This window comes from Nocardioides zeae (assembly GCF_030818655.1).
Classification (GTDB): Bacteria; Actinomycetota; Actinomycetes; order Propionibacteriales; family Nocardioidaceae; genus Nocardioides; species Nocardioides zeae_A.
In genome coordinates this window covers 3,575,470-3,594,910 of the sequence record NZ_JAUTAN010000001.1, presented here as the reverse complement: position 1 = coordinate 3,594,910, position 19,441 = coordinate 3,575,470, and the positions used below count along the sequence as shown (strand labels likewise).

The window sequence follows — 19,441 nt, the reverse complement described above, 5'->3', positions numbered from 1 at the left end:
GTGCGGCCGCGACGCCCACGGTCACGGGCGGACCGCCTAGGCTCGTGCTCCACCGACCACCATCGTCCACCCCCGTCCAAGCGAGGCCGTCCCGCTCGTGCACGTCTCCCACCTGTCGCTCCACGACTTCCGGTCCTACGCGACCCTCGAGCTGCCGCTCGAGCCCGGCGTGACCGCGTTCGTGGGCCGCAACGGACAGGGCAAGACGAACCTCGTCGAGGCGATCGACTACCTGTCGCGGCTCTCGTCGCACCGGGTCGCCTCCGACGCCCCGCTGGTGCGGCACGGCGCCGAGCGCGCCGTCGTGCGCGCGGCGGTGGTGCGCGACGGCCGCACGGCCACGCTCGAGGTCGAGATCAACCCGGGCAAGGCGAACCGCGCGCGGGTCAACCGGTCGGCGCTCCCCCGGGCACGCGAGCTCGTCGGCCTCGTGCGGACCGTCGTCTTCGCGCCCGACGACCTGGCCCTCGTCAAGGGCGACCCGACCGACCGGCGGCGGATGCTCGACGACCTCCTCGTGCTGCGCGCGCCGCGCTTCGCCGGGGTGAAGGCCGACTACGAGCGGATCCTGCGGCAGCGCAACACCCTGCTGAAGACGGCGGGGTCCGCGCGGCGGAGCGCCGCCGAGGGGGCGCTGGCGACCCTCGACGCCTGGGACGCCCACCTCGTCAGCGTCGGCGCCGAGCTGCTCGCCGCGCGGCTGGCGCTCGTCCACGACCTGCGGCCCTACCTGGCGAAGGCCTACGCGGCGGTCGCCCGCGGGGTGGGGCGGGACGCGGCGGACGCCGAGTACCGCAGCTCCGTCGAGCTGCCCGTGCCCGCCGCCGGACCGACCCCCGTGGCCGCCGAGCTCGTCGAGCCGTTCCGGATCGGCCTCGAGGAGCGCCGGAAGGACGAGCTGGACCGCGGCCACACGCTCGTCGGCCCCCACCGCGACGACCTCGACTGCTCGCTCGCCTCCGCGACGACCCGGCTGCCGGTCAAGGGCTACGCCTCGCACGGCGAGTCCTGGTCGTTCTCGCTGGCGCTGCGGCTCGCGTCGTACGACCTCCTCCGCGACGACGGCGACGACCCCATCCTCGTGCTCGACGACGTCTTCGCCGAGCTGGACGCGGGTCGCCGCGACCAGCTGGCGGGGCTCGTGGCCGGCGCCGAGCAGGTGCTCGTCACGGCGGCGGTCGCCGACGACGTGCCGCCGGCCCTCGCCGGCGCGCGCTTCCACGTCACGGAGGGCGAGGTGCGGCGTGACGCCTGAGACCCCCCCGTCGCCGGAGCCTTCCGAGACGCCGTACGACGCGGAGCAGCCCGAAGTCGACGAGGTGGCCGCACGCACGGAGCCGGACGAGCCCCACGACGCCTCGGGCCTCGACCTGGCCCGGGCCGCGGCGCGGGCGGCGGCCGCCGCGGGCGGTCCGGTCGCGACACCACGCAAGGCCAAGCGGAGGTCCGGCGACCCCGGCGGGTTCGCCGACACCGCGCGGCGGGGCGGGCGGCGCGGGGAGACGACGCTGTCCGGGCCCGGTCCGGACCGGCGGGACCCGCGGACGGTGGAGGCCGACGTACGCCGCCTGGTCGCCCAGCGCGGCTGGGACGCGGACCTGCGGGTCCACGCCGTGTTCGCCCGGTGGGCCGAGATCGTCGGCGACGAGATCGGCGAGCACTGCCGGCCGGAGTCGTACGTCGACGGGCGCCTCGTCGTCCGCACCGATGCCACTGCGTGGGCGACCCAGCTGCGGCTGCTCGCGCCGTCGCTGGTGAAGCGGCTCAACGACGAGCTCGGCCACGGCAGCGTGGCGGCGATCGAGGTGCTGGGGCCGCAGGCGCCGTCGTGGTCGAAGGGCCGGCGGAGCGTGCGCGGCCGGGGTCCGCGCGACACCTACGGCTGAGCAGCAGGATTCGCCGGGAGAGGTTCTGAGGCCCTGGAGGACGTAGGGGGACCCAGCGGCCACCCTGATCGCCCGTCTCGGAGGCCCTCTCCGGACTCCTATCGGCATTTCTCAGCCGAGATTCATCCCCAACCAGACCGCCCGGTGCGTGTCTGAGGCGCTCAGCGGCGCTAGAATCGATCCTGGAGTGGCCGCCGCGACCGGCGGCCACGCGCGCGTCCGTGGGAGTGACCGGAGGCGCCCGGGTCGAGAGAAGAGGAATCGCCTTGAGCGACGAGCAGGTGGAGCAGCCGCAGGAGCCCCAGGAGCCGCAGTCCCAGGACGAGGCGCTGGAGGAAGCCGCGGAGCAGCAGCCCCCGGCCGAGAAGGTCTCCTCCTCCCTGGTGGAGGACGGCAACTACGACGCCTCGGCCATCCAGGTGCTCGAGGGCCTCGAGGCGGTCCGCAAGCGCCCGGGCATGTACATCGGGTCCACCGGCGAGCGCGGCCTTCACCACCTCATCTGGGAGATCGTGGACAACGCGGTCGACGAGGCCCTGGCCGGCCACTGCGACACCATTAAGGTGACGCTCAACCCCGACGGCTCGGTGAGCGTCTCCGACAACGGGCGTGGCATCCCCACCGACACCGCCCCCGGCCAGGAGCTCCCGGCCGCGACGCTCGCCCTCACCGTGCTCCACGCGGGCGGCAAGTTCGGCGGCGGCGGCTACAAGGTGTCCGGCGGTCTGCACGGCGTCGGCTCGTCGGTCGTCAACGCCCTGTCCTCGTCGCTCCGCCTCGAGATCAAGAACCGCGGCCACGTGTGGGAGCAGGAGTTCTCGTCCGGCGTGCCCGACTACGCGCTGCGCCAGGTGCGGCCGCTGGAGGAGGGCGAGGCGACGGGCACGACCGTCACCTGGGTCGCCTCCCCCGACGTGTTCGAGACGACGGAGTACCGGCTCGAGACGATCACGACCCGTTTCCGTGAGACCGCGTTCCTCAACAAGGGCCTCCGCATCGAGCTGCGCGACGCCCGCCCGAAGGCCGACGAGCTCGCCGAGGCGGTCGCGGGCGGCACGGGCGCGGAGGACGACGTCGCGGAGACGACCGACGCCGACCTCCACGTGGCCGAGGTCGACGGGGTGAAGGCGCTGGAGCAGGTGTTCCAGTACGACCGCGGCCTGGCCGACTACGTCGACTTCCTCAACAAGCGGAAGGTCCCCGTCAGCCCGATCATCGCGGCCGAGGCGGAGACCGGGGACAGCGCGCCGAACCCGATGAGCCTCGAGCTCGCGATGCAGTGGCAGCAGACGTCGTACAACGAGTCCGTCCACACGTTCGCGAACACGATCAACACCCCCGAGGGCGGCACGCACGAGGAGGGTTTCCGAGCGGCGCTCACCTCGCTGATGAACCGGTGGGGCGAGGAGTGGGGCCTCATCAAGAAGAAGGAGGAGCGCCTCACGGGTGACGACATCCGCGAGGGGCTCACGGCGATCATCAGTCTCAAGATCTCGAACCCGCAGTTCGAGGGCCAGACGAAGGCGAAGCTGGGCAACACCGAGGCCAAGGGCTTCGTGCAGTCGGTCGTCAACGACCAGCTGGGTGCCTGGCTCGAGCAGAACCCGACGGACGGCAAGAACATCATCCGCAAGGCCATGGCCGCGGCCTCCGCGCGTCTGGCGGCTCGCAATGCCCGCGACATGGCGCGGAAGCGCAAGGGCCTGCTCGGTGGCGGCGGTCTGCCGGGCAAGCTCCGCGACTGCAGCTCCCGCAACCCCGAGGAGTGCGAGGTCTTCATCGTCGAGGGTGACTCCGCGGGCGGCTCGGCCGTGATGGGCCGGGAGAACCGCATCCAGGCGATCCTCCCGATCCGCGGAAAGATCCTCAACGTCGAGAAGGCGCGCATCGACAAGGTCCTGGCCAACCAGGAGGTCCAGGCGATCATCTCGGCGCTCGGCACGGGCGTGAACGACGAGTTCGACCCGGCCAAGCTGCGCTACCACAAGATCGTGCTGATGGCCGACGCCGACGTCGACGGCCACCACATCAACACGCTGCTGCTGACGCTGCTGTTCCGCTTCATGCGTCCGCTGATCGAGGGCGGGTACGTCTACCTCGCGCAGCCGCCGCTCTACCGGATCAAGTGGAACAAGCCCCACGAGCACGAGTACGTCTACTCCGACGCCGAGCGCGACGCCGTGCTGCGGGACGGCCAGGCCAACGGGAAGAAGCTCCCGAAGGAGTCGGCCATCCAGCGCTACAAGGGTCTGGGCGAGATGAACGCCGACGAGCTGTGGGAGACGACGCTCGACCCCGACAACCGGGTGCTGCTGCAGGTGACGCTGGAGGACGCGGCGCAGGCGGACGAGATCTTCTCGATCCTCATGGGCGAGGACGTCGAGCAGCGCCGCTCGTTCATCCAGCGCAACGCCAAGGACGTCCGCTTCCTCGACATCTAGGCCCGCCCGGCCCCGACGGGGCCGGAGCGCGCGTCCTGGACATCGCTAGCAACACGGAGAGAGAGCAATCGTGACCGAGATCCCCACGGACCTGACCGGTGGCCCCGACGGCCCCGACGGGTCCGACCCGCGGGTGCGGCCCATCGACCTGCAGGAGTCGATGAAGCGGTCCTACATCGACTACGCGATGGCGGTCATCGTCGGGCGCGCGCTGCCCGACGTGCGCGACGGCCTCAAGCCGGTGCACCGCCGCGTGCTCTACGCGATGTACGACGGCGGCTACCGTCCCGAGCGCGGCTTCAACAAGTGCGCCCGCGTCGTCGGTGACGTCATGGGTAACTACCACCCCCACGGCGACTCGGCGATCTACGACACCCTCGTGCGCCTCGCGCAGCCGTGGGTGATGCGCAACCCGCTCGTCAACGGCCAGGGCAACTTCGGCTCGCCGGGCAACGACCCCGCGGCCGCGATGCGGTACACGGAGTGCCGGATGGCGCCGCTCGCCATGGAGATGGTGCGGGGCATCGACGAGGACACCGTCGACATGGTCCCGAACTACGACGGCAAGACGATGGAGCCCTCCATCCTGCCGTCGCGGTTCCCCAACCTCCTGGTCAACGGCTCGGCCGGCATCGCGGTCGGCATGGCGACCAACATCCCGCCCCACAACCTCCGCGAGGTGGCCGAGGGCGCGAAGTGGGCGCTCGACCACCCGGACGCCACCCGCGAGGAGCTGCTCGAGGCGCTCCTGGAGCGCATCAAGGGCCCGGACTTCCCCAACGGCGCGCTCATCGTCGGCAAGGAGGGCATCGAGCAGGCCTACCGCACGGGTCGCGGCTCGATCACCCAGCGCGCGATCATCGAGGTCGACGAGGACAAGTCGGGCCGCACGGTCCTGGTCATCACCGACCTGCCCTACATGGTGAACCCCGACAACCTGCTGATGAAGATGGCCGAGCTGGCCGACGCCGGCAAGGTCCAGGGCATTGCGGACGTCCGCAACGAGACGTCCTCCCGCGTGGGCCAGCGCATCGTCGTCGTGCTCAAGCGCGACGCCGTCGCCCGGGTGGTGCTCAACAACCTGCTCAAGCACACGGAGCTGCAGACCAACTTCAGCGCCAACATGCTGGCGCTCGTCGACGGGGTGCCCCGCACGCTGAGCCTCGACGCGTTCATCTCGAACTGGGTGGCGCACCAGATCGAGGTCATCCAGCGTCGTACGCGGTATCGCCTGCGCAAGGCGGAGGAGGACGCCCACCTGCAGCGGGGTCTCGTCAAGGCGCTCGACGCGCTCGACGAGGTCATCGCCCTCATCCGGCGCTCGCCCGACGTGGCCGAGGCGCGGGACGGGCTCATCGAGCTGCTCGACGTCGACGAGATCCAGGCCGACCACATCCTCGCGATGCAGCTGCGCCACCTGGCAGCGCTGCAGCGCCAGAAGATCATCGACCGCCTCGCCGAGCTCGAGCGGATCATCGCGGAGCTCGAGGCGATCCTCGCCAGCGAGCTGCGGCAGCGCGAGATCATCGCCGAGGAGCTCGCGGTGCTGGTGGAGAAGTACGGCGACGACCGCCGCACGCAGATCATCGCGGCCGCCGGCGACATGTCGATGGAGGACCTGATCCCCGACGAGGACCAGGTCGTCACGATCACGCGCGGCGGGTACGCCAAGCGCACGCGGGCCGACCAGTACCGGCTGCAGAAGCGCGGCGGCAAGGGTGTGCGCGGCGCGTCCCTGCGCGGCGACGACGTGGTGGAGCACTTCATCGCGACGACGAGCCACCACTGGCTGCTGTTCTTCACGACGGCCGGTCGCGTCTACCGCACGAAGGTCTACAACCTGCCCGAGGCGAGCCGCGACGCGAAGGGCGGCCACGTGGCCGGTCTCCTGAGCTTCCAGCCCGACGAGGAGATCGCGCAGGTGCTGGCGATCCGTGACTACGACCAGGCGCCGTACCTCGTGCTGGCCACGCGGAACGGCCTCGTCAAGAAGACGCGGCTCGGCGACTACAACTCGCCGCGGCAGGCGGGCGTCATCGCGATCAACTTCCGCGAGGACGACGACGAGCTCATCGGCGCCGAGCTGGTCGACGACCGCGACGAGATCCTGCTCGTGTCCCGCAAGGGCCAGGCGATCCGCTTCCCGGCCGACGACAGCCAGCTGCGGCCGATGGGTCGGGCGACGTCGGGCGTGACGGGCATGAAGTTCCGCGAGGGCGACCAGACGCTGTCGATGTCGGTCATCCGCTCGTCGCAGGTCGAGGCGGAGGAGGCTGCGGCCGCTGCCGCGGAGGCCGCCGGCGAGTCAACCGCGCCGGGAGCGCTGCCGGGCGTCAAGGAGCAGTACGTCTTCACCATCACCGACGGCGGCTTCGCGAAGCGCACGCGGATCAGCGAGTACCGCACGCAGTCGCGCGGCGGCCTCGGCATCAAGGCGATGGCGCTGGCCAACGAGGACCGCGGCGGCCTCGTCGGCGCGTTCATCGTGGAGGAGGGTGACGAGGTCCTGTCGATCACCCAGACCGGCCAGGTCGTGCGCAGCCCCATCAACGACGACTTCCGCGTGACGGGCCGCTCGACGATGGGCGTGAAGTTCGTGACGCCCAAGTCGGGCGACGCTGTGGCCGTGGTCGCGCGGTCGGTCGAGGCCCGCGCCGAGGAGGTCCTCGAGGAGAGCGGCGTCGCGGCGCCGGAGGGCGACGAGCCGGTCACCGACGACCCGGTGGAGAGCGCCGCGACGGCGGAGCCGGTGGTCGACGGGGCAGCGGATGCAACAATCGCTACCAGCGAGGGCACCGACGAGCCCGACGTGGACGCAACTGAAGGCGAGGCGTGATGACCGACGACTCCCGCACCGGGACGGCCGTGCGGCCGACCCAGGTCGGCCCGGGTGCAGGCAAGGCCCCCGGCTCCGGCCCGACGGGCAAGGGCGCCGGTTCCGCTGCGGCCGGCGCCGACACGGCGGCTGCGGCCCGGCAGAAGCGGCGCGTGCGTCGCGCGCGGCTGCGCCTGACCCACATCGACCCGTGGTCGGTGATGAAGACGGCGTTCCTGCTGTCGATCGCCTTTGCGATCGTCACGGTCGTCTCCGTCTTCATCGTCTGGACCGTCCTCGACGCCGCCGGCGTGTGGGACTCCATCAACTCGACGATCGCCGACGTGGTGGGCTCCGACGCCGACAGCTTCGACATCGAGGGCTACGTGGGCATGTCCCGGGTCATGGGCCTCACGCTGCTCATCGCGGCCGTCGACGTCGTGCTCATCACCGCGATGGCGACGCTCGGCGCGTTCCTCTACAACCTCGCGGCGGCGCTGCTCGGCGGCATCGACGTGACCCTCGCCGAGGAGCGCTGAGCACCCGGTTCACCCGGTTTTGGTGGTGCCGAGGGGCTCTAGTAGTGTCTCCCCGGCACCAGCCACGGGCCTATAGCTCAGACGGTTAGAGCGCTTCCCTGATAAGGAAGAGGTCACAGGTTCAAGTCCTGTTAGGCCCACCCACCACGAACGCCCCGCGGATCTCCGCGGGGCGTTCGTGATTTCCGGTCCCCGTCGCTCTGGGTCAAGGTGTGAGGCCTGCGGTTTTCGTGGGGCTGGCACCACGACCGGGGGACGGGGCGCGGGTGGTGTGGGTGGTCTGACCGTGGGCGTGGCGCCGCGAAGCGCGGGGGGGCGGAAATGTGCGCCTGGTGCATCCCAGGTCGCGTCCGGACTGCTCCAGCTGCACATTTGCCGGACCGGTTCTGGGACCCCTCCTGGGTCGTGGTGCCAGGCCTTCGGTATCTGCGGGGCTCACACCACGACCGGGGTACGGCGCGGCGTGGCGTGGGTGTGGCGCGGCGAAGCGCGCCGGCTCGACAACGTGCATCCGGGCCACGACTCATCGCTGCCGGGTTAGCTCAGTCGCACGGTTCTCGGTTCACTGAGCGGACGGTCAGTGGGCGGCGTCCTCGAGCCCCGCCAGGGCAGTGGACCAGGGGATGCGCTCCTGCTCCAGACGCACGTCTCCCTCGGCGCGCAAGCAATCCAAGGCGCGACGTTCCATTGCCGTCAGGGTGGGCAACTCGGCGCGGGTGGGGGCCGGTTCCTGCACCCACAGGTCGCGGTGCGCGAGCAGGGTGTCCTCGTCCATGAGTGTGGTGGTGGCGTGCGGGACGTGGGCGCGAAGCCGGTTGAGGATCGCGAAGCCGTGGGAGTCGAGGTCGCCCCAGTAGATGACGCGGCTGTCGGCGACCCAGGGCAGACCGGCGACCGCGTCGACGGCATACCCCGATCCGTGCAGGGCGACTGCTCTGGGCCAGTCGGGCATGGCGAGCACGGACTCGAGGTTCTCGAACACGAACACCAGGCAAGGGCGCATCGAGGCCGTGGCCAGCTCCGCCGCCGGTACGGCGAGGTCGCGGAGCCCACCGATCGCCAGTGCGGGGTCGAGGATGCGCAAGCGCATCAGTCGGTCCGCCTCCACCAGGCCGAGGTCACGAGACCCCGTGGCGGCGGCGTGCAGATCGGTCACGATCGAACGGTGCGATGCGAACCACTTGGTGTCGACGCCACGGACGGGAACCTGCCGGGGGCGGAGGCCGCGTACCGAGGTGGCTACCAACCATCGGGTCACCTCGACCACCTGCCGGAACGCGTGGTCGTCCCAGCCGACGAGCTGTGTCCGGTGGCGACGCACGGCAGCATCCAGCTCGGGAGAAGCTCCTAGGTTCTCCCGGAGATGAGCGACGCGTTCGACCAGGAGCGTCCAGTCCCTTCTGGGTACACCGCCGCCGAACGCCGCCACTGCCCCGGGGCCGTCGAGTCGGAGACGGACCGGCACCTCTTGCTGGCCGATGCGCTTCCAGGAGCGTGTCTCCCAGTCGACAGTCGCACCGACCGGAAGGCCGAGCGACCTCCAGCCGCGCACCCAGGCCTCGACCTGAGCCTGGTCAGCAAGGGCTGTTCTTTCGGAGGGTGGCTTCAGCGCCACGGACAGAGCTGCGCCCTCAGGCTCGTGGGCAGCCCAGTCGGCAAGCCGGGCGGCCAGACGATCCCGGGCTGCGCGCCCGGGCGGTCTCGATGTCGATCACTTCTTCTCCTCGCGTCGCTCGTTCCAGGGAATGTCGGCGAAGGTGGAAAGTCGTCGGGTGGGGTTCTCGATCGAAGTGGCGCCCCCGACGTACGGCTCGATGGTCTGCAAAAGTTTCTGCGGCGTCGCGAGCACCATCTGGAAGCCGAACTCGACGAAGACGTCGAGCGCCATGCGGGTGTAGCGCGTGTCCGCCTTGTCGAACGCCTCGTCGAGCACGATCGTGCCGTAGCGGGGCACAGCGTCGTCAGTGTCGGCCAGCTGGTAGCGCAGCGCCGCCGCCAGGCAGAAGATCACAAGCTTCTGCTGTTGTCCCCCCGACATCGCCGCGCCAGAGTCATACGTCGCCTGCACCCGCCCGTCCCGGTCGATCTCCTCGGCGAGGAAGGTCACGTGCAGGCGGGTGTCGAGGCAGTGGAGACGCCACGTGCGGTCCACGTGATCGCTCGACGCCAGTCTGCGCATGATGTCGGCGAGGATCGCGAACCGCCGCTCCGCGGAACCGACGTCGTCGTCGGTCCAGCTCCCGTCCACAACGGAGCGTAGATCGGCGAGGAAGCGGTGGACCGTCTCCGTACGTCTTGTCTTGATGCGCAGCTTCAGGAACCTGTCGACGTCGAACGGCGAGCGCCGGAGCGAGGCGTTGACGGGTCGGATGCGTTCTTCGATCTCGCGAGGTGCATCGTGGATGTCGCTGACGAGCTCGCCGATGAGGTCGCGGGAGCGGTCGCGGAGCAGACGCAGGAAGTTCGCCTCGTGGTCGGGGAGCCCCTGGGCGACGATCGAGTCCAGGAGGTCGAGGTAGGCGCCACGGTCGCCCACGGTCGCCACGAGCTCGGCGGTCGCCGCCGCAGCGGGCCATTGGTCGTTGAAGTGGGTGGCCGCCCCGACCACGGCGTGTCCCGCGCTGGCGACCGCGCTGAGCGCCGCGGTGTTCTCCTGGCCCAGCTGCTGCGTCACGTCCTGGGAGATGTCGCCGATCCGCTCGCGCGTGATCCGGCGCCCGCCGTGGCGACGGAACCGCTCGTCGAGGGCAGCGGTCGTCCCGGCGTCGATCTCGGCGACGGCACCGGAGGCGACGTCGCCCTCGATCTCGGCGACGACGGCGGCCACGGCGGCGCGCGAATCGTTCGCGATGCGCAGCTGGAAGCGCAGCTCGTCCCGTTGCTCTGTTGCTGCATCCAGCTGCTGCTGTGCCTGGTGCTGAGCAGTCAACGCGGCATGGAGGTCGCCACGGTTCGCGGAGACCTCGACAAGCTGCTGCTCGAGCGCCGCCACCGCGGCCGCAGCTCCGCGTCGGTCGATGTCGCCCCAGCTTTGACGCCGCAAGGTGCGGAGGACGGCCTGACGGCTGACCGCCGCCGTGCGGTCCCGGTCGGACCGGTTGGCGGCCTCCTCGAGCTCGTTCCGCCGCGTGGCGGCCTCCCTGCGTTGCACACTGAGTGCTTCGAGCTTGCCGTCACGGTCGCCGAGCACCCACCGCCCGCGGTCGTTGATGCGCCGACGGTCATCCTTCTCGTAGCGTGTGCGGGACGTCTTGAGCTGGCCGTTGATGGTCACGGCACGCACGTGCTCGCCCAGCGAGTCGGGTGAGTCGACGCAGGCGTAGTCGTACCGTTCCGAGAGCTGGCCCGCGATCCATGTGGAGAACGGGCCAGGAGCGACGGTGACCCGGTGGACGAGCGAGAGCTCGGACCGTGCGGGCCGCGCGGGCGGGGCGGAGGCGCTCACCTCCTCGAACACGAGTCGCGCTCGCAGCGATCGGGTGTCGATCCAGCGCCGCACGGCGGGGAGGTGCTCCGAGCGCACCAGCAGCGTCAGGGCGAAAGGGCGGAGCACTCGTTCGATTGCGCCGGTCCAGTCGGCGTGGTCGGCGCGGACCTCGAGCTGTTCGGCGGCGAACGGAAGAGCCGCGACCGGTACGGCGAGGTCCAGCGCCAGCTCTGCGCGGATCGTCAGGAGGTCGTCAGGCACCGTGCTACCGGTGGTGCGGATCGAGGCGACTTCTCGATCGAGGCGCTGCACCTCGGCGCGGGCCTCCGCCAGCGCCCGCATCTGCTCGTGGTTCATCCCCGGGGGCGGCTCCTGGGCGAGGATCTCGTCGATGGCCCGGACCAGCTCCGCGAAGCCGTCCGCATCCTCCGGCGCGCCGTCGACACCGACAGAGCGCAGCGACGTGTCGAACTCCTGCCAGCGGGCACGAACAGCGCCAGCTGTGTCCCGCGCGAGCCGGATGCGCTCCTGCAGTCGGTCCACCTCCGCCCCGCCGAGTGAATGCACCCGTCGCTCCGCGTCCTCGTGGGCGGTCCGGGCGGCCGCGTGCGCGGTGTCGGCCTGCTCGACCTCGATCGTCAGCACGCGGAGTCGTTCCTCCAGGTCGGCGAGATCGGTGCGCGCGAGATCGAGCGTGCGTCGAAGGCGGTAGGGACGCACGGCGTCGATGAGCGTGCGGGTGCGGTCGGCAGCGTCCTGCGCCGCGTCGTACCGCTCCGCGTGCTCCCTGAGGGCCAGCAGGTCGTCGCGCTGTCGACGCAGCTGGACCACGCGGTCGTGCGCGTCGCGCAGCTCGCCGAACTGCTCGACGGCCGTGTCGGCAAGGGCGAACGTGCCGGGGGTCGGCAGCATGTAGTCGCGGAAGAGCTGGTCGAGGCTGTCGAGGCTCTTGGCGGCCTGCGTCTTGTGCAGCAGCTGGAGCGCGGTCTCCTCCGCGATGCCGAAGACCGAGCGCATCCGTGCGTAGAACTTGCTGTGGCTGTGGTTGCTCGTGACGACGGCCGTCGGCCACCGTTGCGCGATCTTGCGAGTCTCGATGCCGGCGGCGACGAAGTCCTGGAGGTCTTCAAGGTCGACGGCGGAGCGCTCCAAGAGACACAGGTCGTTGATCTCGGCCGATGTCGAGGCGGTGGCGCGGAGGAAGAACAATCGCGCGAGGGAGGCGGTGCCGCCGAGGCCGTCCTCGAACCGGAGCACGATGCCGCTCCAGGTGGCGCGGTCTCGCAGGTAGGCGCTCACCACCTTGTCCTCGGTCGCGTCGACGGTGCGGGACCAGGCCCCACGGACATAGCTGTAGACGCTGCGCTGGTCGTCGCGGCGCCGGCCACCTTGGGCCGCCTGGTTGAGGCGCAACCACTTGTCGGGCGTCAGCACGGCGGCGATCGCGTCGAGGAGGGAGGACTTGCCCGACCCCGACGGACCCGTGATGAGGTGGCCCCTGCGGGCGACCGGGATGCGGTAGATCGCGTCGTGGAACGTGCCCCAGTTGGCCACCTGCACCTCCGCGAGCCGCCACTGCGGATCAGCCTGACTCTTCCCGGCGGTCAGCTCGAACAGAGCCTCACTCACGACTCCTCCTCGTCGGCCGGGTCTGTCACGGCTGGCTCGGCGCCAGCGATCCGCCGGTACTCCGCGGTGAGCGCGACGACGTGGTCGTGATCGAGCAGGAACTTGACCACCGGCGAGATCTCCGCGCGGCCCTCGCCGGCGGCGTGGATGACCCGCAGCTTGTTCATCATGCGACCCCAGGCTCCGTTGAGGTTGCGCAGGTAGGACGACGCGTCGCCCGTGCGGTAGACGTCCAGCCGCTCGTAGACCTCCTCCTGCCCGACGATCACGCGTGCCTCGCCCGGTGCGGCCAGCACCTGCTGCCGGAGCACGAGCAGCATCGCGGTGTCGAGGAACGTGAGCGTCTCGGTGCGGAGCGGACTCGGGACGTCCAGCTCGGTGGTGCGCACCTTGCGGGTGAACGCGAACTCGTCGACGGGGTCGAGGACGAGCTCGAGGAACACGTCGTGGAGACGCGAGCGGATCGCCGCCTCGTCGGCGACCAGTGCTGCCCACAGCTGCGGTCGCTGCCGACCTGACAGGTAGGGACCCTTGAGGAGCTCGAGCAGAGCACGTCGGGACTGCTCGTGCAGGCGCCCTCGGTCACCCGTCCACAGGCCCAGAGCCTCGGACTCCGCCGCCTGTTCGTTCATGCGATCCTCCTGGTGAACACATGGGTCGTGACCTCCGCCGCACGAGGAACGCCGTCACGGCCGGTCCACGCCAACACCTCGGTCACGTCGCTCCTCACCTGCCCGTGCGCCATCGCGAGCGAGAGGAGTCCCACGATGCTCGCCAGCCCCTGGGTGGCGGGCGCGACGGCGAGGACCCCGGCGACGGTGACCTCGCCCCGGCCGTCGACGACCGCGTTGACGTTGTCGATGAGCTCCGCGAAGTCGATCTCACTCTCCCGGGCGATCGCAGCGAGGGCTGCCAGATCGACCGTGGTCGGCTCGGCTGCAGCGAGCGTCGCGCCGGTGCGGAACTCCATCGGGTCGTGCACCGCGATCTCCCCGACGCTCGTCATGCGGAGGGTCGAGAGCTCCAGCTCGCGGTCGAGCGGGGCGTACGGCTTGAGGTGCCTGCTGGCGGGAACTGCAGCGGCAAGCGCCTCCTGCAGGGCGTCGCGCAACGCCCGGTCGCGTTGGAACTCCTGCGAGAAGACGTAGCGCCGAAGGCCGCGGGCGAACTCCGTGAGCACGCCGTGCACCTCGCGGCTGCCGCGCTTCAGGTCGCGCACGAGCGAGCGCAGTGCATGCCGCGACTCCGGCTCGAGCGTGTCGACCATGGCGCGGTCGAGCACCGCGGCGAGATCGGACTCGAGCTCGGAGGACCGTTCGGCGTCGCGGAGGAGGGCGGAGAACGCGCTGAAGGTCTGACCTTCGTCGGAGGACTCGATGAGGTCGACCCCGCGGAAGACGTCGTCGAGGACCGCGCCCGGGTCGTCGGAGTCGAGGACGCGGGCCCGCAGCTGGTGGTTCAGCTCCTCGAAGCGAGCGCGAACACCGGCGAAGTCTCCGGGGAGGTCGCGCGCCTGCAGGAGCACCTCCCCGAGACGCTCCCGCACCTGACGTTCGTCCAGCACGTCGACTTCACCTGAGGCCACCCGGGCGATCTGCTCGTCGATGTGCTGGCGCTCGGCGCGGAGCGCATCGAGTCGTCGGGACACGTCGGGATCGGTGTCGATCGCCAGCTGTCGCACGGCTTGGGCGAGGTTGACCAGGCGGGACTGCGTGATCGTGGAGCGGGGTGCCTCCAGCTGGGCGAGCACCCGGAGGGCGACGACGGCGTCGGGCGAGAGCTCGATCGTCTCACCGCGCGCTTCTGCGGCCGGCCGACGCACGAGGAAGCCGGCGGAACGCCAATCGTCGCAGTAGCCGCGGGCGTTCTGGGGCAGGTCGACGTGGTCGCGCAGCACCTCGAGGTCGCCATCGACGAGCTCGTAGAGATCATCTGCCGCCAGGCGGGCACCCGGCGCGCCGAGGTGCTGCGCGAGAACCGCAGCGATCACCGGAGCATGGTCTGCCCGGAGGAGCCGGAGCGCGGCACTCTGCTCGACGAGACGCTGGTAGGCGAGTGCCGTCGCGAGAGCCGACATGCCGGGCATCCTGCCAGCGGGGGCTGACAGTTCCGAGGCAATCTGATGGTTTGGCGCCACTGCAAATCCAGGGCGCAGGGACCTACGGCAGCCGATAGGTGGTGGCGCGTCGCTCGCCCTGCTGGACCAGGCTGCCCTCCGATACAAGGCGCTTGAGCAGCTGTCCCGCTCGGTAGCGATCCAGACCGAGCATCGCTCGCACGGCCGCGTTGGTCAATGGTGCTTCCGTCGCTGCGCGCAGCACCACCTCGTCCATGCTGCGCTCTGGCCCGATCGCGCCGAGCGTGTACGAGGACCGCCCTCGCGTCCCCTGCTGTTCCAGCATCCCGTTGTCACGAAGCCGGCGAAGACGAGACCTGGCCTCCACACTGTCGATGCCCAGTTGCTCGCGTGCTCGGCTGTTGGTAATCCGACCATCGCGCAGGACGGTGAGGAGCAGCAGGCGATCTCCTTCGTGGAGCTGGCCCTGCCGCTCGTACTCGGCCAACCAAGCTCGCTCCGAGATGGACACGAGCCCGTGCAGCTTCAGTGTCACCTGGAAGCTGTCGCCCAGCTCCTCGAAGATCGGCTCATCCAGCATCTCGAGACGCATTCCGTCCTGGATGATGTCGATGCCCTGGCCGCTGTCCTCGGCCAGTCCGAAGCGACGCAACACGTCGATGATGGTGTGGTTGCGGGGCGCTTGAGCCTCCCTCAAGGTCGCCACGGTCACCGGCGCTGGTAATCGCCCGGGACTGGTGACCGTGACTGAAGAAGGCCGAATTTCGATGACGACCGGCGACTGATCTCGTGAGTAGTCGCGGTGTGCAACTGCGTTTGCGACTGTCTCCCGCACGACGCGCCGAGGAAGGCGAGGCACGTCATGACGGCGCGCTCCGGTAACGATCATCTCCGTGCCGATCTCGCGTAGCACCCAGCTCGTTGCCGCCTCCGCCTGGTGCTGCACCGGACCACGCATTGAGCCGCGCCGCACGTAGCTGGCCGAATCGTCGGACTCGTAGGTGCGAATGTCGATGACGAACTTGGCTGTACCGAGCGTGTCGACGGGGTCAGTGAGAATGAGGGCGCCGGCGATCGTCAGAGATCCGTCCGCATGCAGGAGGCCGCGCTCGCGCCACCGATCGGCACGTGCGTCGTCTGACCACCCGTGCTGGTGCGCAACCTCCCGAGCGATGTCGGCCTGCACATCCTGGGGCGAGATCCCGCTCGGGCTCGTCTCGTATCGGCGCAACGCCCGTGTCGACATGAGCTCCCACAGCTCCGCGCCGAAGACTGGGACATTCCGGCCACCCCTGCGCTTGAGCACTCGGCCGTCACTGGTCTGCGCCACCTCGTCCTCGCGTGGTTCTACGTCGACGACGACGATCGGGGTGCCGTCGACAGACCCTTCGGAAATCGAGTACCGCCCCACGTTCATGGCCGTGAGCGCTGCCTCGTGCACGGTGTCGTCGATGCCTTGGTCGTGACGGCGACCGACGATGACTCGCTCGTCGGTGACACCAACGAAGACGGTCCCGCCGCCGGTGTTGGTGAACGCGACCATCGCCTCTTGCAGCTTCTTGGCAGACGCGCCGGTCTTGAGCTCGACGTCGTCGCTCTCCCGCGACGCGATGAGGCGGAACTCGTCCGCAGTCCATGAGTGCACGTGGTGATTGTGACATCTTTGAAGACGAAAATGGATTGCATCCACAGCGTCCAGTTTCATCTCCAAAACTTTCGCATTGTTCGGCGGGCCGTCAGTGGCCCGAGTAGTAGTTGTCGTCGTCCTGCCGCTGCCACGCGACGCCCTGGGGGCTCATGACCTCGGCGGTGACGCTCTTCGCGGACAGGCTCATCCCGATGCGGGCTCCGTTCGGCAGGGTCCAGTGCCGGGTGCGGCTCAGGGGGTTGTCCCGGCGGACCTCGGCGTCCGTGGAGGGGCCCCAGCGCGTCGTACCGGCTGCGGCGGAGGCCGCGAACGCGTCACCGAGGAAGGCGACCGAGTCGCGGGAGACGTCGCGGATCGCGTCCGTGGTCCAGAGGCGCACCCGCGTGAGCTGGCCCCGGCGCTTCTCGACCGCGACGTCGGGGACGGTGAGGCCGCCGGCCCGGTTGACGACGTACCGCTTGCCGTCCTCCACCTCGATCTCCCAGCCGAGCTGGGTGGCGACGTCGTACGCCGCGTCCTCCGCGAGCGGCCACGCCTGCGTCGCCCAGTGGTCGAGCACGTGGACGACGTCGTCCGGCGCGATCGCCGTCCAGGCTCGTTGCTCGGCCTCGGCGGGGGCCGTGGGGGCGGCGTGGTCCGGCTCGAGGTCGGGGAATCGCAGGGGGTCCTCGCCGGGGTCGAGGTCGTCGTACCGCTTCTTCGGCCAGGTGACGCCCCGCGGGGCGGACTGCGGCTCGCGCCACGCGCTGTAGGTGAGGTCGGCGGGTGACTTGATGCCGTACGCGACGCGGAGCGCGGCGACGCACCGCTCGGCGAGGGCGCGGAGCTCGGCGGTCGTCGCGGGGACGAGGAACGGGGAGAGCCAGTTGGCCTCGCCCCTGCGCGGGGGTTGCCAGCCGTGGTCGGCGAGGAAGCCGGTGCGTGCGCCGGCGTGGGTACCCGAGGCCTCGGCGGCGACGTCGTCGGGACCGCCGGCGAACTGCACGTAGGCGAGGTCGTCGCCGCGTGCCGAGACGATGAGGAAGACGCGGTCCCCGACGGCGCGGAGGGCGGCGACGAGGTCGTCGGTGAAGGCGTCCCATTCGATCATGCGGCCATCGTGCCGGAATCGCGTGACGCGACCTAGGCTGCGTCGGGTGAGCGTGGTGCCGTCGCGGGAGTTCGACCTACCGGGGCTGCCCGCGCCGTACTTCCTGCAGGTCTACGCCTACTCGCCCCCGGGAACGCCGGCGCAGACGTTCCGCTACCGGCTCCAGCTGCGGGAGCGGCGACGCGTGTTCGGGGTGCCGTGGTGGCCGCGGCTGGTGACGCGGGACGAGGTGACGTCGTACGAGGTGAGTGACCCCAAGCGCCGGCGCTTCACGGTGGCGCGGTTCCTGCGGCGGCTGGTGGAGGAGGGGTACGTCGCGGAGGGGGACCTGCCGGCGAAGGCGCTCAGGCAGCGCTGAGCGCCCTCGCCGGGTGTTGCGTCGTCAGGCGGCTGCGTCAGAGCGCCGGGCCGTAGCCGCGGCACTCCGGCTGGAAGCCCTCCGGACCACCGTTGAGGGCGTTGACGGTGAGCTGCAGGGTCGGCTCGTCGAGGAACAGCCCGACGTGGCCGACGCGGTCGTCGGCGCACAGGTCCTGGAGCACGACGTTCTCGGCGCCCGGGATGGACTGGGTCGCGTAGGGCGTGACGACGGTGTCGTACTTCGTCTGGATCGTCAGGTAGTCCGGGCCCGCGGGAACGGTCGGGTCGGCGAGGAACTGGTTCATGAAGCGGCTGCCGCGGGCCTGGTCGGTCACGCCGGGCGCCTGGAGGAAGGCGGCGAAGCCCTCCGCGAAGCCGAGGAGGCGGAGCGACTGGCCGAGGGTGGCGATGCCGTTGAGGGTGGTGCCGTTCTGGCTGCCGCCCCAGGCGACGTAGTCGTCGATCTTGGAGGCGCCGCCGCCCTTGATGTAGGCGTAGGCGATGAGCCCGCCCTGGCTGTGGCCGACGACGTCGACCTTCGCCGAGCCGGTGCGGGTGCGCACCTGGTCGACGAAGGCGCCGAACGAGGCGACCGACTTCTCGACCGCGCCGAGGCCACCGACGCGGCCGAAGGAGGAGAGGGTCATGCCGTAGTTCTGGGCGTAGACGCAGTACCCCTCGTTGAGCAGCCGCGGCGCCAGCTTCACGAAGTTGGACCCGAAGTTCACGAAGGTCGCGTGCTGCAGGATGACGGGCTCGGGGTGCTCCGGACTCGGCGTGCAGCTCCAGTTGTTCACGCCGGGCAGGTAGGCCGGGCTCGCGATGAAGTTGGCGACGGCGGTGGCGAGGTTGCCCTCGCGGTACGTCGGGGCCGCGGCCTGCGCGGTCGTGCCGGAGCCGGCCGCGACGGTCGCGAGGCCGAGGGTGAGCGCGCACGCGGCGGCGCGGAGGAGCTTCTTCATGTCTTTCTACCCCCGAGGGTCGGTGTGGACGGTGCTCTCTGCCAGTGGCATGTGATCTGGCACACGCATCGTAGCCCGAACGGGTGGTGCGTCACCGGTCAGCCGGGTGGGGTAGCCTCGGACGTCGTTCGACCTGCTCAGGAGGCCCGGAGTCCATGAAGAAGATCATCGTCACGCTGCTCGCCGTCGGTGGGGTGCTCCTGGCCAAGAAGAAGATGGACGAGAGCAAGGCCGAGCAGGCGCTGTGGGCCGAGGCGACGGACCCGGTGTCCAAGTAGTTTGTGTTCGCGCCGCAGCTGCGGCGCACCGCGTCGGTACGACGCGTGAGGGGCCTTGGCGCAATTGGTAGCGCACCTGCTTTGCAAGCAGGGGGTTAGGGGTTCGAGTCCCCTAGGCTCCACATACACCATCCTTCGGTTGGTTGGGACGCACCGCAACGAATCGGCTGCCGCGACAGGAGTTGCCCCTGCCAAGCCGGCCGAGGACTCGTTGGCTCACAGCCTCGGGGCGCTCCTCTCGTACGGACCTCGATGGCGCGATCGGCGTCCTCATGTGTGGTCCGGCCGC

14 protein-coding genes and 2 tRNA genes are annotated in these 19,441 nt (G+C 70.3%); 9 read left to right on the top strand and 7 right to left on the bottom strand.

Features of this window, described 5'->3' with window-relative positions:
- Nucleotides 1–97 precede the first annotated feature (97 nt).
- From recF to QE405_RS17000, 6 genes are all read left to right on the top strand, one after another.
- Complete coding sequence (gene recF, locus QE405_RS17025; protein ID WP_307202916.1) at nt 98–1,255, top strand: DNA replication/repair protein RecF; 1,158 nt, start codon at nt 98–100, stop codon at nt 1,253–1,255.
- Complete coding sequence (locus tag QE405_RS17020) at nt 1,245–1,886, top strand: DUF721 domain-containing protein (protein ID WP_307202913.1); 642 nt, start codon at nt 1,245–1,247, stop codon at nt 1,884–1,886. Before recF ends, QE405_RS17020 begins: the two co-directional genes overlap by 11 nt.
- 266 nt (nt 1,887–2,152) lie before the next feature.
- Complete coding sequence (gene gyrB / locus QE405_RS17015) at nt 2,153–4,327, top strand: DNA topoisomerase (ATP-hydrolyzing) subunit B (RefSeq protein ID WP_373459471.1); 2,175 nt, start codon at nt 2,153–2,155, stop codon at nt 4,325–4,327.
- 70 nt (nt 4,328–4,397) lie between these two features.
- Nucleotides 4,398–7,163 (top strand): DNA gyrase subunit A, encoded by a 2,766-nt coding sequence (gene gyrA / locus QE405_RS17010; RefSeq protein ID WP_307202911.1) that lies wholly within the window; start codon nt 4,398–4,400, stop codon nt 7,161–7,163.
- Nucleotides 7,163–7,681, top strand: a complete 519-nt coding sequence (locus tag QE405_RS17005) for a DUF3566 domain-containing protein (protein WP_307202909.1) — start codon at nt 7,163–7,165, stop codon at nt 7,679–7,681. Before gyrA ends, QE405_RS17005 begins: the two co-directional genes overlap by 1 nt.
- A gap of 66 nt (nt 7,682–7,747) precedes the next feature.
- Nucleotides 7,748–7,821: transfer RNA gene (locus QE405_RS17000), tRNA-Ile, on the top strand.
- 437 nt (nt 7,822–8,258) lie between these two features.
- Here the strand turns inward: QE405_RS17000 and QE405_RS16995 are convergent.
- The 6 genes from QE405_RS16995 to QE405_RS16970 all read right to left on the bottom strand — a co-directional run bounded on the left by QE405_RS16995 (nt 8,259) and on the right by QE405_RS16970 (nt 17,552).
- On the bottom strand, nt 8,259–9,353 hold the full coding sequence (locus QE405_RS16995) for a Wadjet anti-phage system protein JetD domain-containing protein (RefSeq protein WP_307205904.1): 1,095 nt from the start codon (nt 9,351–9,353) through the stop codon (nt 8,259–8,261).
- 39 nt (nt 9,354–9,392) lie between these two features.
- Entirely contained in the window at nt 9,393–12,737 is a 3,345-nt protein-coding gene (locus tag QE405_RS16990; protein ID WP_307202908.1) for an ATP-binding protein, read from the bottom strand.
- A complete protein-coding gene (locus tag QE405_RS16985) occupies nt 12,734–13,369 on the bottom strand; it encodes a DUF4194 domain-containing protein (RefSeq protein ID WP_307202906.1) in 636 nt (211 codons plus the stop codon). The genes QE405_RS16990 and QE405_RS16985 overlap by 4 nt, the downstream gene beginning before the upstream one ends.
- Nucleotides 13,366–14,814: a DUF3375 domain-containing protein gene (locus QE405_RS16980; protein ID WP_307202904.1), complete on the bottom strand. Its 1,449-nt coding sequence runs from the start codon at nt 14,812–14,814 to the stop codon at nt 13,366–13,368. Before QE405_RS16980 ends, QE405_RS16985 begins: the two co-directional genes overlap by 4 nt.
- A gap of 82 nt (nt 14,815–14,896) precedes the next feature.
- Complete coding sequence (locus QE405_RS16975; RefSeq protein ID WP_307202902.1) at nt 14,897–16,459, bottom strand: ATP-binding protein; 1,563 nt, start codon at nt 16,457–16,459, stop codon at nt 14,897–14,899.
- A gap of 91 nt (nt 16,460–16,550) precedes the next feature.
- Nucleotides 16,551–17,552, bottom strand: a complete 1,002-nt coding sequence (locus QE405_RS16970) for a DUF6301 family protein (protein ID WP_307202900.1) — start codon at nt 17,550–17,552, stop codon at nt 16,551–16,553.
- A 46-nt stretch (nt 17,553–17,598) separates the two neighbouring features.
- Here QE405_RS16970 and QE405_RS16965 point away from each other — a divergent pair, with 46 nt between their 5' ends.
- On the top strand, nt 17,599–17,910 hold the full coding sequence (locus QE405_RS16965; protein ID WP_307202898.1) for a hypothetical protein: 312 nt from the start codon (nt 17,599–17,601) through the stop codon (nt 17,908–17,910).
- 37 nt (nt 17,911–17,947) lie between these two features.
- Here QE405_RS16965 and QE405_RS16960 read toward each other — a convergent pair whose 3' ends face one another.
- On the bottom strand, nt 17,948–18,874 hold the full coding sequence (locus tag QE405_RS16960) for an esterase/lipase family protein (RefSeq protein WP_307202894.1): 927 nt from the start codon (nt 18,872–18,874) through the stop codon (nt 17,948–17,950).
- A 155-nt stretch (nt 18,875–19,029) separates the two neighbouring features.
- Between QE405_RS16960 and QE405_RS16955 the strand changes: the two genes are divergently transcribed.
- Together QE405_RS16955 and QE405_RS16950 are read left to right on the top strand one after the other, a co-directional pair.
- Nucleotides 19,030–19,152, top strand: coding sequence for a DLW-39 family protein (locus tag QE405_RS16955; RefSeq protein WP_307202892.1), 123 nt, complete (start codon nt 19,030–19,032; stop codon nt 19,150–19,152).
- Nucleotides 19,153–19,201: 49 nt separating this feature from the next.
- A tRNA-Ala gene (locus QE405_RS16950) sits at nt 19,202–19,274 on the top strand.
- Nucleotides 19,275–19,441: the final 167 nt, after the last annotated feature.

Coding starts and splice junctions, on each gene's coding strand:
- QE405_RS16985 (WP_307202906.1), bottom strand. CDS start 13,369: ATGAACGAACAGGCGGCGGAGTCCGAGGCTCTGGGCCTGTGGACGGGT.
- QE405_RS16970 (WP_307202900.1), bottom strand. CDS start 17,552: ATGATCGAATGGGACGCCTTCACCGACGACCTCGTCGCCGCCCTCCGC.
- QE405_RS16960 (WP_307202894.1), bottom strand. CDS start 18,874: ATGAAGAAGCTCCTCCGCGCCGCCGCGTGCGCGCTCACCCTCGGCCTC.
- QE405_RS16955 (WP_307202892.1), top strand. CDS start 19,030: ATGAAGAAGATCATCGTCACGCTGCTCGCCGTCGGTGGGGTGCTCCTG.
- QE405_RS16980 (WP_307202904.1), bottom strand. CDS start 14,814: ATGTCGGCTCTCGCGACGGCACTCGCCTACCAGCGTCTCGTCGAGCAG.
- QE405_RS17005 (WP_307202909.1), top strand. CDS start 7,163: ATGACCGACGACTCCCGCACCGGGACGGCCGTGCGGCCGACCCAGGTC.